Genomic DNA, 14,699 nt, shown 5'->3' on the forward strand with positions numbered 1-14,699 from the left:
CCTATCCCCATCGCCGCTTCGGGCCGGATCCAAGCGCCCTCCCCTTGCGACGGGGACAGCGATGATTGTGCAGGGGTTTTGAACGCGGATCATTCAGAGGCGCGTAAAAGTGAGAAGTCGCTGAAATCGCTGGGTTCGATCTGGCGAACGCCGGGGATACAGGCGCTTCAATCCCCGTACTTGCCCCCTCCGCGCCTGCGGCGCTCCTCCCCCGGAGGGGGAAGAAGGTAATCTCCTTCCGCCCCCTCCGGGGGCGGACGACCACGCGACGCGTGGTCAGGTGGGGGCCCGCGGCGGTGGCCGGTTGACACCCATATATATGCATGTAAATGTATATGTATGGAAACGCAGATAAACCTCTTCCACGCGCTCGGCGACCCGACCCGGTTTCGCATCGTCGAAGCGATGAAGTCCGGCGAGTGCGCCGTGGGCGACATCGTCGAGCGCATGGACATCCACCAGTCCGGCGTCTCGCGGCACCTGCGCATCCTGACGGAGGCCGGGATCGTGCAGATGCGCCCCGACGGTCAGAAGCGGCTCTATTCCCTGCGGAAAGAGGCCTTCGACCAACTCGAAGTCTGGGTGGCCGAGTACCGCCGCCACTGGGAGGCCCGGCTGGACCGGTTCGGCGCCGCCCTCGAACGCAACCGGGCGGCCGGCAAGGCCCCCACCCCGGAGGATTCCGAATGACCACCGCCACCGCATCTCGCGCCCAGTTCTCGATCGAGCGCGCCTACGCCGCCTCGCTGGACGAGGCCTGGGCCCTGTGGACCACCAAGGCCGGGATTGAATCCTGGTGGGGCCCCGAGGGCTTCGAGGTCACCGTCACGTCGCTGGACCTGCGTCCGGGCGGCGAGCTGAACTACTTGATGACCGCCGTGGCCCCGGAGATGGTCAAGTACATGGAGCAGTCGGGCATGCCGCTCTCCACCCCGTGCACGGTCACCTATACCGAGGTCGCCGGCCCCACCCGCCTGGCCTACAAGACCCTGACCGACTTCGTGCCGGGCGTGGAGCCCTACGACGTCGCCACCGTGGTCGAGCTTCGCGAGACCGCCGGCGGGGTGGCCCTGACCATCACCTTCGACGCCATGCACGACGACGCCTGGACCGAGCGGGCCCGCGCCGGCCACGAGAGCCAGATGCGCAAGCTGGACGCCCTGCTGGCCGGCCAGGGCAAGGGGGTCGTGTCGTGAGCCGCCTGAAGAGCATCGGCGCGGTGGCGGCGGGTTTCGTCGTCACCGCCGTGACCTCCACGGTGGCCGACATGGTCATGCACGCCGCCGGCGTCTTCCCCGCCCCGCCCGAGATCATGTCGGACCCGCTGTTCACCCTGGCCGCGGCCTATCGCGCGGTGTTCACGGTCGCCGGCGGCTATGTCACCGCCCGCCTGGCGCCGGACCGGCCGATGCGCCACGCCTGGATTCTGGCCGCCATCGGCCTGGCGGCGGGCCTGGGCGGCGTCATCGCCTACTACATGGTCGGCGGCGGCAAGCTGGGTCCGGCCTGGTACGCCCTGTCGATCCCGCTGGAGGCGATCCCCTGCGTCTGGCTGGGCGCGCGGCTGGCGATGCGGGGGCGGATTGAGACCCCTCTCTCATAGAGAGGGATTTTGGCTCTGCTACCCCTCCGCCTCGCCCTTCCTCCGCTTGCCGGACTTGACGATCACCTTGTCGATCCGCGAACCGTCCATGTCGACGATCTCCAGGTCGAACGCGCCGATCTCGACATGTTCGCCCTCGACCGGGATCCGGCCCAGGCGGTCGAGGATCAGGCCGGCGACGGTGTGGTAGCCGCCGTCGGCCACGAAGTTCTCGCCCAGGTGATCGTTCAATTCCTGGATGTCGAGGCGGGCGTCGATCAGCCAGCTGCCGTCGTCGCGGCGCAGGATGCGCTTTTCGTCGTCGTCGTGGTCTTCGGGGAAGTCGCCGGCGATCATCTCCAGCAGGTCCAGCGGCGTGATCGCGCCCTGCAGCGAGCCGAACTCGTCGACGACCAGGGCCATGTGCAGGCTGGTCAGCTTGAAGACCCCCAGGGCCTTCAGCAGCGACATGGTTTCGGGTATGGCGATCGGCTGCTGGACATGGGCCTTCAGGTCGAACGGCTCGCTGCTCAGGCAGGCGTCCAGCAGGTCCTTCTTCAGGACGACGCCGATGTCGCCGTCGAGGTCGTCCTCGGTGGCGACCAGGATGCGCGAGTGGGCGCTGGCGCGGATCTCGCTGAGCACGGTCTCGGGCGAGTCGGCCAGCGAGACCCAGAACAGGTCGCGGCGCGGGGTCATGGCCACGCGGACGGGGCGGTCGCCCAGGCGCAGCACCTCCTGGATCATCGAGCGCTCCTCGGGCTCGATCAGGCCGGCGTCGGCGCCCTCGGCCAGGACCGCCTCCATCTCCTCGGTGGTGACGCCGTTGGCGCGCTCGTCGCGCACGCCCATCAGCTTCAGCACCGCGGCGGTCGAGACGGTCAGCAGGGTCACGAACGGGCGCAGCACCATGGCGACCACGGCCAGGAACGGCGACATGCGGCGGGCGATGACGTCCGGGAAGATCAGGGCCAGGCGCTTGGGCACCAGTTCGCCCAGGATCACCGAGACATAGGTCAGGCCGATGACCACGATCGTCGTGGCGATGCCTTCCGAATATTTGGCGATCGGCGGGAAGCGTTCCAGCCACTTGTCCAGGGCGCCCGCGATGGTCGCCTGGCCGTAGGCGCCGGCGAAGATGCCGATCAGGGTGATGCCGACCTGGACGGCCGACAGGAACCGGGTCGGGTGCTCGGCCATCTCGAGGGCCAGCCTGGCGCCCCGGTCGCCTCGGTCGGCGAAGCCCTGCAGGCGCGCCTTGCGGGCCGAGACGACGGCCAGTTCGGACATGGAGAAGACCCCGTTCAGCAGAACGAGGAGGAAGACGACGGCGAGCGCGACGAGAATCATGGCCCTTGGGGGTCGGAGACACGCCGCCGGACGGCGACCGCGGCGCGGGCGTGGGGAGGCCCGGCGGGTTCACTATACAAAGAAAAACGCCGCGGCCCATAGAGCCGCGGCGTCGTTCTTGGATCGATGGTCGCCGATTAGGCGGCCGGACGGCCCATCGTGGTCTTGCTGTTCACGACGCCCTTCTGGGCTTCGTGCTGGCCGGGGGGCAGCGGGATCAGGCCGCGGCCCTGCAGATAGCCGCCACGACCGGTCGCGGCGTCCGAGGTGAACTCCTTCAGGAACTCTTCCAGGCCCGGCGTGACGCCGATATTGGCCTTCTTCACGTAGATGAAGAGGGTGCGCGACAGCGGGTACGAGCCGTCCGAGATGGTCTGGGCCGAGGGACGCACGCCGTTGACGGTCGCGCCCTTGATCTTGTCCATGTTCTCTTCGAGGTACGACCAGCCGAAGACGCCCAGCGAGCCCGGGGTCTTGGTCAGGGTGCCGACGATGGCGTTGTCGTTCTCGCCGGCGTCGATCCAGCCGTCACCGCGCAGCGGGTCGACCAGGCCCTTGAACTTCTTCTCGTTGTCCGAGCGGATGGCGTCCAGGGTCGGGAACTTGCGGGCGCCGGCCTCGATGGCCAGTTCGACGAAGGCGTCGCGGGTGCCCGACGTGGGCGGCGGGCCATAGACCTGGATGCGGTTGCCCGGCAGGCCGCCGGCCACGTCGTCCCAGTTCTTGTTCGGGTTGGCGATGAATTGGCCGCCCTTCAGGACCGTCTTCGAGAGACCCATGTACAGGTTCTCGGTCTTGAAGTTGTAGTCGGCGCCGTCCTTGTCGGTGGCGATGACGATGCCGTCGAAGCCGACCTTGATGGCGATGATGTCCTTGACGCCCTTGGCGGCGCAGGCGTCGAACTCGGCCTTCTTCATCGGACGCGAGGCGTTGGCGATGTCGGGGAAGCCTTCGCCCGTGCCCGAGCAGAACAGCTTGATGCCGCCGCCGGTGCCGAGGCTTTCGACCTTCGGGGCCTTCTTGCCGGACTTCTTGGCGAAGTTTTCGGCGGTGCGGGTGGCGAACGGGAACACGGTCGAGGAGCCGGCGGCCCAGACATAGTCACGGGCGGCGTGGGCGGGGGCGGCGGCGAGGCCCGACAGGGCGACGGCGGCGGCCGCGCAGGACAGAAGCTTCTTCATGACGAACTCCGGAGGAGACGGATGTTGGGGAGCGGGCGGGCCGGAAGCGGCCCGCCCCAAAAGCGGTGTGACTTAAGCGGCGTGACTTAGAAGTCGAGCTGGGCGCGCAGCTGGAACTGCTTGACGTCGTAGTCCTGGTTCAGGCCGACGTTGTCGGACTTGCCGTCCGTGTAGTTGGCCTGGAAGCGGACGTACGAGGTCGGGTAGTAGTTCACGCCCAGGGTCCAGCCCGTGTACTTGCCGGCCTGCGAGGTGGCCGGCTTGACCTTCAGGGTGTCGTAGGCGTCGCCCAGGTCGGCGTAGTCGTAGCGCACGGCCAGCTCCAGGCCGCCCATGCCGCCGGCCGTGACCGGGTTCAGGATCTTCGGACGCTTCACTTCGCCGGCGACCGGGTCGTAGTTGCGCATCTCGCCGGTCGGCCAGAAGCTGACGAAGGCGTAGCCGACCTTGACCTTCGGGTCGCCGCCGACCGCCGCGCCGCCCAGGCGGGTGATGTCGATGTTCGAATACTCGCCTTGGACCGAGAACGGGCCGTGGATGTACATGCCTTCGGCGGCCAGGGTCTTGTCGCGGTTGCCGATGCCGCCGGTGGTGTAGAAGGTCGTGCCGTTGGTGTAGGCGGTGTTCGTGCGGCCGGTATAGGCGAAGGCGCCTTCGTCGCCGCGGTTGCGGTAGCGGTACGACAGGGCGACGTGCAGCTTGTCGGTGTCGGTGTTGACCGGGGCCCAGTGGCCGCGGGCGGTGACGCCGAAGCGCTCCTTGGAGTCGGCGCCGGCGTTGGCGACGTCGGCGGTGTTGATGCTGTTGCCCTGGACGGCCAGCGTCGCCGAGTAGTTGAAGCCCTGGTACTTGGCCACGGCGCTGACCAGATAGCTGTCGACGCCGAAGTCACCGTACGGACCGCGGTCCATGAAGGTGATGAAGCGGGTCGAGGTCAGGTTTTCCAGGCCGGCGGCCTTGATGTTGCCGACCAGCAGCGAGACCTGTTCGTTGGGCTTGTACTCGATGACCACGTCGTCCCACGAGGCCGCGCCGCCGTTCACCCAGCCGCCTTCGGCCTTGTAGGCGAAGTAGTTGTTCAGCTTGCCCTCGACGCCCAGGAACACCTGGCGGCCGCGCCAGTTGCTGGTCTTGAAGTCGCCGCCGGGGCCGTCACGGCTGACGTCCTGGTTCACGTAGTCCACGAGGATCCGACCCCGGAACTTGAACATCACGTCGTCGTTCGAGAACTGCGGAGCGCCGCTCCACTTGTAGCTCATGTCCTGGGCTTGGGCGGCGACGCCCAGGCCGAGCGCGAGCGCGACGCCCAGCGCCGAACCGGCCACTAGCGAGGTCTTGGTGCTCATTTCAGATATCCCCTTGAAAGGCGCCCCCTGTCCTCTCGCCCGTCGTGAGCGGGATCAGGTTGATGGCGGGCTTAACGGGGGGGCGTGACGGTTCCGCCACCGATTTGTGACGGCCCGATGACAAGCGTTTTCAAGGTGTTAAGCTGTGGCGTTCCGGCAACAAGGCGCCGCGAGGGCGGGCCGCGAAATATCCGTTCACGAACGGTGCGTGCGTGGAAAAACGAGAACGCCTCCCCCCGGGCCGACACAAACTGTCATCCCGGCCGTAGCGCAGCGAAGAGCCGGGACCGCAACAGGCTCGGAGCTTCCGGCGGTCCCGGCTCGGCGCGCTACGCGCTTGGCCGGGATGACAGGTTCTTACAGCAGGCGTGTGCGGATGATCTGCGACAGCAGGTCGATCAGCGACACGGCGACCACGATGACCAGGACGATGCAGCCGGTCTGGTCGTATTGGAACGCGTTGACGGAATCGAGCAGCACCTGGCCGACCCCGCCGGCCCCGATCAGGCCCAGCACGGTGGCCGAGCGGCTCGACGATTCGAAGCGGTAGAGCGCGTAGCTGGTCCACAGCGGGGCGACCTGCGGGATCACGCCCCAGACCACTTCCTGCAATTTACCCGCGCCGGTGGCGCGCACGCCCTCGACGGGCCCCTTGTCGATCGACTCGACCGCCTCGGCGAACAGCTTGGCCAGCACGCCGCCGGTGTTGAACATCAGGGCCATGACGCCGGCGAACGGGCCCAGGCCCACGGCGGTGATGAAGATCAGCGCCACGACCAGGTCTGGGATCGAGCGGATCAGGTCCAGCACCCGGCGCACCGGCTGCTGGATCCAGAACGGCGTGATGTTGCGCGCGCCCAGCAGGCCCAGCGGAATGGCGACGATAATGGCCAGGGCCGTGCCCCACAGGGCCATCTGGATCGTCTGCCACATCTTGCCGATGTAGAGCGCCCAGTCGGCGGCCATGAACGCCTTGGGATCGGTGAACGGCGAGAAGAAGCCTTCCGCGAACTCCCGCATCCGTCCCGCTTCGCTGAACAGTTGCGGGAACTTGTCGATCTCGGCCGGCTTGAAGCTGACGATCAGCAGCATGGCCACGCCGCCCCAGATCAGGGCGTCGAAGGCCAGCGCCGTGGTCGAGCGCTTGGGTGGAGCCAGTGAGGGCGGCGCCGGAAGGGTCTCGCTCATGAAGCGCCTCAGTTGGCGGCGGGCGTGGCGGGCGGCACGAGGCCGGCCTTGCCCTCGGCGGCGAGGCGTTCGGCCTTGATGCCGTCGAGAGCCTTCTGGGCGGCGGCGATCTTGGCCTGGTCGCCGGTCTCCTTGGCCAGGCCCAGGGTCTCCAGCGCTTCCATCTCGCGCACCACCAGCAGGTGGCTGTCGTCGGCGGGCTTGAAGCCGCCCATCGATAGCTTGGCCAGGTTGGCGCGCTGGGTGGCCGCCTCGGGCGTGTCGCCCTGGCCGTAGGTCAGGAAGAACTGGCGCAGCTTTTCCTTGATGGCCGGGTCGAGGTCCTTGCGCCAGACGATCGGGTCTTCCGGCAGGGTCGGCGATTCCCAGATCACCTTGACCTTGGCGGTCTTGTTGTCCGCGCGCGCCGCATTCAGGCGCAGGGCCGTGGTGTTGTTGGTCGAGGCGTCCAGCTTGTGATTGGCCACCGCCGCCAGGTTGGCGTCATGGCTGGCGCTGAGCACGGTCTTGAAGCAGTTCTCGGGCTTCTTGCCGGCCGGGATGAAGACGTAGGTCATCGGGGCCAGGGTGCCGGAGGTCGACTTCTTGTCGCCGATGCCGAAGTTCAGGGTCTTGTCGCACTTCAGCAGGCCTTCCAGGGTCAGCTTGCTGTCGGCCGGGACGATGATCACCGACTTGTAGCCGTCGGTGCCGGACGGGTCGAACGTGCGGGCGAAGACCTCGCCGCCCGAACGGCGTACGGCCTCCAGGCCCGACTGGTTCGAGAACCAGCCCAGGTCGGTCTGCTTGGCCCCCATGGCCACGATCAGCGACGAATAGTTGGACGAGAAGAACGGCTTCACCTTCAGGCCGGTCTGCTTTTCCATGTCGGCCAGGATGGGCTTCCAATAGCCCTCCATGTTCTGGGCCGACTCGGTCGACAGGATCGAGAACACGATCGTGTCCTTGGCGGCCGGCGTCGAGGGCGCCTTGCCGCACGAGGCCAGGGCCAGGGCCGACAAGCCCAAAGCCGACAAACGGGCGGCGATGACGAGAGCCGAACGACGGCTGATCATTGGGGAGCTCCTTCCCAGAATACGTCCTCGAATTCCGGGCCGTAGATATCGATGAGTTGTTCGCGCTTCAGAGCCGAGGCCGGGCCGTCATAGACCTTCTGGCCGGCCTTCAGGGCCACGACCCGGTCGCAGTAGCGCAGGGCGTAGTCCACCTGGTGCAGGGTGACGACGACGGTCAGGCCGTCTGTCTTGTTGAGATCGCGCAGGATCTCCATGACCTTGCGCGCCGAGACGGGGTCGAGCGAGGCGACCGGCTCGTCGGCGAGGATGATCTTGGCCTTCTGGACCAGGGCGCGAGCGATGGCGCCACGCTGCTGCTGGCCGCCCGACAGGGTGTTGGCGCGCTGGGCGGCGTAGTCGGCCACGCCGACGCGAGCCAGGGCCGCCATGGCCGCCTCGCGCGTCTCCTTCGGCCAGGCCCCGAACAGGCCTCGCGCGAACGGGATCCGGCCCAGCGAACCGAGCGCGACGTTGCTGAACAGCGACAGCCGGCCGACCAGGTTGAACTGCTGGGCGATGAAGCCGATGCGGATGCGCGCCTTGCGGACCTGGTCGGAGACCTTGCCCTTGGCCTGTACGGGGCCGCCAAAGGCGGTGATCACGCCGGCTCCCTCGTCGATCGTCTGCAGGCCGTCGATGGAGCGCAGAAGCGTGGATTTCCCGGAGCCCGAAGGCCCGATGAGCGCGATCATCTCGCCCCGCGCGACGTCGAGGGAGACGGTGTCCAGCGCGCGGCGCGACCCGAAGGTCTTCGAGGCGGCGCGGATCGAGAGAACAGGGTCCGACGTCATGGTCGGGGCGAATCCTTAACGTGGTTTCATGGCTTGGGAAGTGCGTTCACTGGTTTGGTGAAGGTACGCAATGGATTTGTGACAGCGGGTAGATCAATTGGTCGCAAAACGGGGCCGCAAAAGACGCTTTACATCCCCGTCCAATGCCCCTATTTCGCACGGCTCCGGCGGACCCGAAGTCCTCAACGCTGCTAACGCCGGCCTGGGTTTAGCTTCCAACAGGGGGTTACGTGAATTGCGCACGTACCACATGCCCCTGGACCTGGTCCGTGAGCGGTCACCGGAACGTCCCGTCGCACTCGTGCGGCCTGACGCGGTTTCCGTAGCTGCGCGCTGGTTCCAGTCTGAATTTAAAGGCGACGTCTTCTATGCGGTGAAGGCCAATCCTTCGCCGTGGGTGATCCGTGAACTGGCGCAAGCCGGCGTGCGGTCCTTCGACGTCGCGTCGCTGAACGAGATCGAACTCGTGGCCCAGGAGGCCCCGGGCTCGCGAATGGCGTTCATGCACCCGGTCAAGAGCCGGGCGGCGATCTCGGCCGCCTATTTCGACCACGGCGTGAAGACCTTCTCGTTCGACACCCACGAAGAGCTGGCCAAGATCCTGGACGCCACCGGCCAGGCCAAGGACCTCAACCTGATCGTCCGCATGGGCGTGCAGGCCGAGGGCGCGGCCTACAGCCTGTCGGGCAAGTTCGGGGTCGAGAGCCACAACGCCCCCGCCTTGCTGCTGGCCGCCCGGCGCGCCACCCAGGACCTGATGGGCGTCAGCTTCCACGTCGGCAGCCAGTGCATGCGTCCGACGGCGTACCAAGCCGCGATGGCCCAGGCCTCGCGCGCCCTGGTCCGCGCCGGCGTGCTGGCCGATGTCGTCGACGTCGGCGGCGGCTTCCCGTCGATCTATCCGGGCATGGTCCCGCCGGACCTCTCCGAATATCTGGCGGCCATCGACCGCGGCTTCGCCGAGATGATGGTCCACGAGACGACCGAGCTCTGGTGCGAGCCGGGCCGCGCCCTGGTGGCCGAGGCCTCGTCGCTGCTGGTCAAGGTCGAGCTGAAGAAGGGCGACGCGCTGTATCTGAACGACGGGTCGTACGGCTCGCTGTTCGACGCCGCGCACATGAAGTGGCCCTTCCCGGTCAAGATGTACCGCAAGAACGGCCCCGTTGACGGCGAAGTGGTGGAAGAGGGCCTCAAGCCCTTCCGCTTCTATGGCCCGACCTGCGACAGCGTCGACCACATGCCCGGCCCGTTCTACCTGCCGGAAAGCGTCGACGAGGGCGACTACATCGAGATCGGCATGCTGGGCGCCTATGGCGTGGCCATGTCGACGCGCTTCAACGGCTTCGGCGAGACCGACACCGTGGAAGTGCAGGACGCTCCGATGGCCTCGATGTACGGCCTGGCCAAGCGCTCGATCCCGGCGGTCCGCCAGGAGAACGAAGAGCGCAAGATCGTCCGCTTCTCGCGTCCAAAAGGCGCGGCCGGCAAGCGCAAGCGCCGTCGCTGACCAACGACTGATCTGACGAAGGCGGGGTTTCGGCCCCGCCTTTTTCAGGCGTGGCTTGGCCGAGCGTCACTGGACAAATCCATCCGCACACGACAAACGGTCGAGCCTTCGATCCGTAGCCGGGAGTTGAGTGGCTAAATGTCCAGGATATCGCTTCGGTGGTCGGTCGTTCTGCTGGTCCTGGCCTTCCAGAGCTTCTGTCTGCTGCGCCACGACCTGGGCCATGGGGCTGGCTTCACCCACAGCTACGGCTACAACGCCGCCTGGATCCTGGAATTCGACAACACCCTGGCTCAGGGACACTTCCCGCCGCGCTGGCTGCACGGCGCCTGGGACGGCATGGGCGCGTCGTCGTTCTACTTCTATCCGCCCCTGGCCTTCTACGTGGCCGCCTTCGTCCGCTATGCGTTCGGAACGATCGACCACGCGATGATCCTGGCCTGGGCCAATTATCTGATGGTGCTCGGATCGGGCGTGGCCATGTTCGCCTGGCTGCGATCGCGGGTCGGCGACGCCTGGGCGCTGGTCGGCGCGCTGGTCTATGTCGCCGCGCCCTACCATCTGCTCGGCGTCTATGTCCGCGGCTCGATCGGCGAGACCGCCGCCTACATGACCCTGCCGCTGCTGGCCCTGTGCCTGGAACGCGCGGCGCGATCCTGGGCCTGGATTCCCGGCATGGCCTTGTCGCTGGCCGCCCTGATCATGTCCCACCTGCTGATCGGCATGCTGGTCTGCGTCACGGTGATGCCGGCCTATGCGGTCCACCTGCTGCTGGACACGCCCAAGGCGCAGCGTCGGGACACGCTGTTGCGCTGCGCCGCTGGTGTCGCGCTGGGCCTGGCCGTGGCCGCCAGCTACCTGGGACCGGCTCTGCTGATGCAGAAGCTGGCGCTGTTGCGGGTCATGTGGGGCAACGATGCCGATCCCTATAATTGGGCTCTGATGACCCCGGGCCGCTGGCCGCAGAAGCCGTTCTCGACCTCGATGGCCTGGCTGGCCTACGGGATGGCCGGGGCGGCGCTGGCGGCCCTCGTCGCCATCGCCGGCCGCGCGCTTTCCTCGCCGCGGCGCGAGGCCCTGGCCTGGAGCGTGGGCGTGCTCGTGGCCTTCACGCTGTACGCCCTGCCCTGGCCCTGGCACGGCTTCACGGGTCAGTTCCTGGGCAAGGTCCAGTTTCCGTATCGTCTGCTCCTGGGCATGGAGTTCGCGGCCGTCACGGCCATCATCCTGGCCGCCGCCCACGGCCGGCGGCTGGCGCTGGCCGTGCTGCTGGTCGCCGCCGCCTTGCCGCTGTCGCGCGGCTTCTCAATGCAAAAGGACGCGATCGGCTTCCACCTGCTGCAGCCAGGCGACCCGGCCATGCCCGAATTGGCGCGGCAAATCGCCTGTCACTTCGCGCCCATGGAGCATCTGCCGGCCGACTTCGCCGGGGGGCCGCGCTATGTGGTCGACCCGTACTGCATGACGGGCTTCGCCAAGATGCCGCTGGCCGGCGTCCAGGACGACGGCGCCCAAACCGGCGGCGCGAAGGTGACCGCCGCCAACGTCTTCCCGGACGGCAGCGTCGCCATCGCCGTCGAGGCCGTCCACCCTGCCCGGATCGTGCTGCGCAAGTACTACTTCCCGACCTGGCGGATCGAACGTGTCGAGAAGGGCCGGGACCCGGCGGTGAAAGCCGAGCTGTCCCTGCCGGACGGCCTGCTGTCCTTCGTCGCCGAGCCTGGCTCGCATACCTACCGTGCGCGGATCATCCGCTCGCCGCTGGAGATCGCCTGCGACACCCTCACTCTGTCGGCGCTGGCGCTGATCGCGGCTTGGCTGGGACTGTCACTCTACCGCCGCCTGAACGCGCGCGGGCTCCTCGCGTCGTTCCGAGCGTTTATGCGCATCAGGACTCGATAATCGTCGCAAAGACTCTATATAGCGCCCCCTTAATCCCCTCGCCGGTCGCTCCGTCCCGGCGTGCTTAGGGGTCACGACGGGCGCTCACCTTCAGAGGATCCTCTGTCATGAACGCTCCCGTTCCGAACAACACCAAAGCCGAGCTGCTGCAGAACGTCGTCGAGCACATCGACATCACGTCGTTCGACGCCCGCCCGATCATCGACTCGATGCGCAAGATGTCGTTCTCGAGCCGCGACACCGCCCGCGCCGCCGACATCTTCAACATGGCGCTGGAAGACAAGAGCTGCTCGCCCTGGCTGATCCTGGCCGGCTCGACCTCGGCCGGCGGCTGCATGCACGTGTACCGCGACATGGTGAAGAACGGCATGATCGACGCCGTGGTCGCCACCGGCGCCTCGATCGTCGACATGGATTTCTTCGAGGCCCTGGGCTTCAAGCACTACCAGGCCGCCGGCCCGGTCGACGACAACGTGCTGCGCGACAACTACATCGACCGCATCTACGACACCTATATCGACGAGGAAGAGCTCCAGAACTGCGACCACACGATCCTGGAGATCTGCAACCGCCTGGAGCCGCGCGCCTATTCCTCGCGCGAGTTCATCTGGGAGATGGGCAAGTGGCTGTCGGAAGGCAACGCCAAGAAGCCTGGCTCGCTGATCCAGACCGCCTATGAAGAAGGCGTGCCGATCTTCTGCCCGGCCTTCGTCGACAGCTCGGCCGGCTTCGGCCTGGTCAAGCACCAGAAGGAACGGATCGCGGCCAAGCAGCCCTATCTGATGATCGACGCGGTCGCGGACTTCCGCGAACTGACCGATATCAAGATCGCGGCCGGCACCACGGGCCTGTTCATGGTCGGCGGCGGCGTGCCCAAGAACTTCGCCCAGGACACCGTCGTCTGCGCCGAGATCCTCGGCGTCGAGGCCGACATGCACAAGTACGCGGTCCAGATCACCGTGGCCGACGTCCGCGACGGCGCCTGCAGCAGCTCGACGCTGAAGGAAGCCGCCTCGTGGGGCAAGGTGAACACCACCTACGAACAGATGGTCTTCGCCGAAGCCACCACGGTCGTCCCGCTGATCGCCTCCGACGCCTACTGGCGCAAGGCTTGGGAAGGCCGCGAGAAGCCGCGCTGGAACAAGCTGTTCGGCAAGTAAGCTTGATCGACTCCTTTTGAAAATGCAGGGTCCCCGGAGTTTCTCCGGGGGCCCTTTTTCATGCGCGTTTCGTGGTTGGCCGCCGTCGCTGTCCTGGCCTTGACCGGCTGCGCCACCTTGAGCGGCGATGCGCCCGCCGAGCGTTACCTGGCCAAGGGCGCGTTCGACGCGCGCGACCACCTGCCGCCGCCGCCCGCCAAGGGCTCGCCCGAGGCCGAAAAGGATCGCCAGATCTTCCTGGCCACCCGCGCGCTGAAGGACACGCCGCGTTGGACGCTGGCCCGGGCCGACACCGACAAGGAGCACATCCTCGAAAGCTATGGCTGCGCCCTGGGCTTCGTCCCGACCCGGGAGAGCAATCCGAAGCTGGCCGCCATGCTGCTGCGGATGAGCCACGACGTCCGCTCGGCGGTGGCCGGGCCGAAGCTCGCGCACCGCCGGCCCCGGCCCTACCTCTCGGCGGACGGTCCGATCTGCGTGAAGCGCGGCCTGAGCCTGGCGCTGTCGCCCGACTATCCGTCCGGCCATTCGACCTGGGGGTGGTCGGTGGGCCTGCTGCTGGCCGAGGCCGCGCCCGATCGCGCCGAGGCGATCCTGGCCCGCGCCCGCGGCTATGGCGAAAGCCGCATCGTCTGCGGCGTCCACAACGCCAGCTCGGTGGAAGCCGGGCGAAAGAACGCCGAGAACCTGTTCGCCGCCCTGTGGAGCTCGGAGGCGTTCAAGGCCGACCTGGCGGCGGTGCGGGCCGAACTGGACGCGGCCCGCGCCAAGGCCCAGGCCACGGGGACCGCGCCGGAGCCGGCCCGCTGCACGGCCGAGGCCAACCTGATCGGCGCGCCGCTGCTCTAGGCGCGAGGTTGCGCACACGGGCGCGGCCCTCTACCTCTTGGCCATGGCCCATACCGGTTCCGCCTGCGGACACGATCATCACAATCACGGCGTCGCCGGCGACGCGCTCGCAGCCGAACTCGACGCCGCCGAGGCCCGCTGCGCCGCCGCCGACCAGCGCCTGACCGCGCCGCGCCGTCGGGTGCTGGAGCTGCTGCTGGGCGCCGGCCAGCCGGTGAAGGCCTATGACCTGATCTCGACCTTCGGCGGCGAGGGCCCGCCGGCCAAGCCGCCGACCGTCTATCGCGCCCTCGACTTCCTGGAAAAGCAGGGCTTCGCCCACCGGATCGAGAGCCTCAACGCCTATGTCGCCTGCCGCAAGGAGGCCGACGGCCACGCCGCCGCCTTCCTGATCTGCGACTGCTGCGGCGCGACCCGCGAGATCGAGCCCAAGGCCAGCGCCGAGATCATCGCCGCCGGCGCCGCGGCCGGCTACGCCCTGACCGCCGTGACCATCGAAGCCCACGGTCTCTGCGCCGACTGCCGGAACTAGGCCGCCGCGCCCTTGGTTGTCTTCTCGTCGATCGAGGAGACCAAGCATGGCTGAACAACCCAACACCAAGGGCCGCGAAAAGAACGAGGCCGAGCCGCTGGGCGAGTTCACCGCCCTGGGCGGCAAGGACAGCGTCCAGAAGACGGGCGAGGAGTCGCGCAAGCGCGCCGGGCCGGACGGCCCCGACGCCGAAGCCATCGGCGATAGCTTCAAGGGCCCAGCCGGCGACCCCGCCGAAGGCAAGCGCTAGCCAAGC

Annotated in this window: 15 protein-coding genes and 1 pseudogene; 9 read left to right on the plus strand and 7 right to left on the minus strand. The window is 67.6% G+C overall.

Features of this window, described 5'->3' with window-relative positions; genetic code table 11:
- Window positions 1-167: 167 nt before the first annotated feature.
- Window positions 168-259 (minus strand): annotated as a pseudogene (locus ASC70_RS26025) (hypothetical protein); the annotation flags it as partial.
- An 80-nt stretch (window positions 260-339) separates the two neighbouring features.
- Here ASC70_RS26025 and ASC70_RS18365 point away from each other — a divergent pair.
- The 3 genes from ASC70_RS18365 to ASC70_RS18375 are packed head-to-tail and all read left to right on the plus strand — an operon-like array spanning window position 340 to window position 1,603.
- Complete coding sequence (locus ASC70_RS18365) at window positions 340-690, plus strand: helix-turn-helix transcriptional regulator (protein WP_056052923.1); 351 nt, start codon at window positions 340-342, stop codon at window positions 688-690.
- Window positions 687-1,196, plus strand: a complete 510-nt coding sequence (locus ASC70_RS18370) for an SRPBCC domain-containing protein (protein WP_056052927.1) — start codon at window positions 687-689, stop codon at window positions 1,194-1,196. Before ASC70_RS18365 ends, ASC70_RS18370 begins: the two co-directional genes overlap by 4 nt.
- Window positions 1,193-1,603: a hypothetical protein gene (locus ASC70_RS18375; RefSeq protein ID WP_056052931.1), complete on the plus strand. Its 411-nt coding sequence runs from the start codon at window positions 1,193-1,195 to the stop codon at window positions 1,601-1,603. The genes ASC70_RS18370 and ASC70_RS18375 overlap by 4 nt, the downstream gene beginning before the upstream one ends.
- An 18-nt stretch (window positions 1,604-1,621) precedes the next feature.
- On the opposite strand, the gene ASC70_RS18380 is transcribed toward ASC70_RS18375, so the two are convergent.
- The 6 genes from ASC70_RS18380 to phnC form a co-directional block, all read right to left on the minus strand.
- Window positions 1,622-2,932 carry a hemolysin family protein gene (locus tag ASC70_RS18380; RefSeq protein ID WP_056052934.1) on the minus strand — a complete coding sequence of 437 codons (1,311 nt, stop codon included), beginning with the start codon at window positions 2,930-2,932 and terminating at the stop codon, window positions 1,622-1,624.
- 137 nt (window positions 2,933-3,069) lie between these two features.
- Window positions 3,070-4,113 (minus strand): substrate-binding domain-containing protein, encoded by a 1,044-nt coding sequence (locus ASC70_RS18385; protein ID WP_056052937.1) that lies wholly within the window; start codon window positions 4,111-4,113, stop codon window positions 3,070-3,072.
- Window positions 4,114-4,199: 86 nt separating this feature from the next.
- Complete coding sequence (locus ASC70_RS18390; protein ID WP_056052940.1) at window positions 4,200-5,459, minus strand: OprO/OprP family phosphate-selective porin; 1,260 nt, start codon at window positions 5,457-5,459, stop codon at window positions 4,200-4,202.
- A 357-nt stretch (window positions 5,460-5,816) separates the two neighbouring features.
- The gene (phnE, locus tag ASC70_RS18395; RefSeq protein WP_056052942.1) at window positions 5,817-6,647 is read right to left on the minus strand and encodes a phosphonate ABC transporter, permease protein PhnE; all 831 of its coding nucleotides are present in this window, start codon (window positions 6,645-6,647) and stop codon (window positions 5,817-5,819) included.
- Between the two features lie 8 nt (window positions 6,648-6,655).
- Window positions 6,656-7,702: a phosphate/phosphite/phosphonate ABC transporter substrate-binding protein gene (phnD, locus tag ASC70_RS18400; protein ID WP_056052945.1), complete on the minus strand. Its 1,047-nt coding sequence runs from the start codon at window positions 7,700-7,702 to the stop codon at window positions 6,656-6,658.
- On the minus strand, window positions 7,699-8,493 hold the full coding sequence (gene phnC / locus ASC70_RS18405; protein WP_056052948.1) for a phosphonate ABC transporter ATP-binding protein: 795 nt from the start codon (window positions 8,491-8,493) through the stop codon (window positions 7,699-7,701). Before phnC ends, phnD begins: the two co-directional genes overlap by 4 nt.
- A gap of 235 nt (window positions 8,494-8,728) precedes the next feature.
- Between phnC and ASC70_RS18410 the strand changes: the two genes are divergently transcribed.
- From ASC70_RS18410 to ASC70_RS18435, 6 genes are all read left to right on the plus strand, one after another.
- Window positions 8,729-10,000, plus strand: a complete 1,272-nt coding sequence (locus ASC70_RS18410; protein ID WP_056052952.1) for a type III PLP-dependent enzyme — start codon at window positions 8,729-8,731, stop codon at window positions 9,998-10,000.
- Between the two features lie 138 nt (window positions 10,001-10,138).
- Entirely contained in the window at window positions 10,139-11,902 is a 1,764-nt protein-coding gene (locus tag ASC70_RS18415; RefSeq protein ID WP_056052954.1) for a 6-pyruvoyl-tetrahydropterin synthase-related protein, read from the plus strand.
- Window positions 11,903-12,009: 107 nt separating this feature from the next.
- The gene (locus ASC70_RS18420; protein ID WP_047406334.1) at window positions 12,010-13,062 is read left to right on the plus strand and encodes a deoxyhypusine synthase; all 1,053 of its coding nucleotides are present in this window, start codon (window positions 12,010-12,012) and stop codon (window positions 13,060-13,062) included.
- 60 nt (window positions 13,063-13,122) lie between these two features.
- A complete protein-coding gene (locus tag ASC70_RS18425; protein ID WP_056052958.1) occupies window positions 13,123-13,911 on the plus strand; it encodes a phosphatase PAP2 family protein in 789 nt (262 codons plus the stop codon).
- Window positions 13,912-13,954: 43 nt separating this feature from the next.
- The gene (locus ASC70_RS18430; protein ID WP_082539550.1) at window positions 13,955-14,443 is read left to right on the plus strand and encodes a Fur family transcriptional regulator; all 489 of its coding nucleotides are present in this window, start codon (window positions 13,955-13,957) and stop codon (window positions 14,441-14,443) included.
- A 46-nt stretch (window positions 14,444-14,489) separates the two neighbouring features.
- On the plus strand, window positions 14,490-14,693 hold the full coding sequence (locus tag ASC70_RS18435) for a hypothetical protein (protein ID WP_047406343.1): 204 nt from the start codon (window positions 14,490-14,492) through the stop codon (window positions 14,691-14,693).
- Window positions 14,694-14,699: the final 6 nt, after the last annotated feature.

The sequence above is a fragment of the Caulobacter sp. Root343 genome (genome assembly GCF_001425745.1).
GTDB lineage: Bacteria > Pseudomonadota > Alphaproteobacteria > Caulobacterales > Caulobacteraceae > Caulobacter.

Bases quoted from the DNA above. Each gene is read 5' to 3' on its own strand.
- ASC70_RS18390 (WP_056052940.1), bottom strand. From the start codon at position 5,459: ATGAGCACCAAGACCTCGCTAGTGGCCGGTTCGGCGCTGGGCGTCGCG.
- ASC70_RS18430 (WP_082539550.1), top strand. From the start codon at position 13,955: ATGGCCCATACCGGTTCCGCCTGCGGACACGATCATCACAATCACGGC.
- ASC70_RS18415 (WP_056052954.1), top strand. From the start codon at position 10,139: ATGTCCAGGATATCGCTTCGGTGGTCGGTCGTTCTGCTGGTCCTGGCC.
- ASC70_RS18385 (WP_056052937.1), bottom strand. From the start codon at position 4,113: ATGAAGAAGCTTCTGTCCTGCGCGGCCGCCGCCGTCGCCCTGTCGGGC.
- ASC70_RS18435 (WP_047406343.1), top strand. From the start codon at position 14,490: ATGGCTGAACAACCCAACACCAAGGGCCGCGAAAAGAACGAGGCCGAG.
- phnD (WP_056052945.1), bottom strand. From the start codon at position 7,702: ATGATCAGCCGTCGTTCGGCTCTCGTCATCGCCGCCCGTTTGTCGGCT.
- ASC70_RS18365 (WP_056052923.1), top strand. From the start codon at position 340: ATGGAAACGCAGATAAACCTCTTCCACGCGCTCGGCGACCCGACCCGG.
- ASC70_RS18370 (WP_056052927.1), top strand. From the start codon at position 687: ATGACCACCGCCACCGCATCTCGCGCCCAGTTCTCGATCGAGCGCGCC.
- ASC70_RS18380 (WP_056052934.1), bottom strand. From the start codon at position 2,932: ATGATTCTCGTCGCGCTCGCCGTCGTCTTCCTCCTCGTTCTGCTGAAC.
- phnE (WP_056052942.1), bottom strand. From the start codon at position 6,647: ATGAGCGAGACCCTTCCGGCGCCGCCCTCACTGGCTCCACCCAAGCGC.
- phnC (WP_056052948.1), bottom strand. From the start codon at position 8,493: ATGACGTCGGACCCTGTTCTCTCGATCCGCGCCGCCTCGAAGACCTTC.
- ASC70_RS18425 (WP_056052958.1), top strand. From the start codon at position 13,123: ATGCGCGTTTCGTGGTTGGCCGCCGTCGCTGTCCTGGCCTTGACCGGC.
- ASC70_RS18420 (WP_047406334.1), top strand. From the start codon at position 12,010: ATGAACGCTCCCGTTCCGAACAACACCAAAGCCGAGCTGCTGCAGAAC.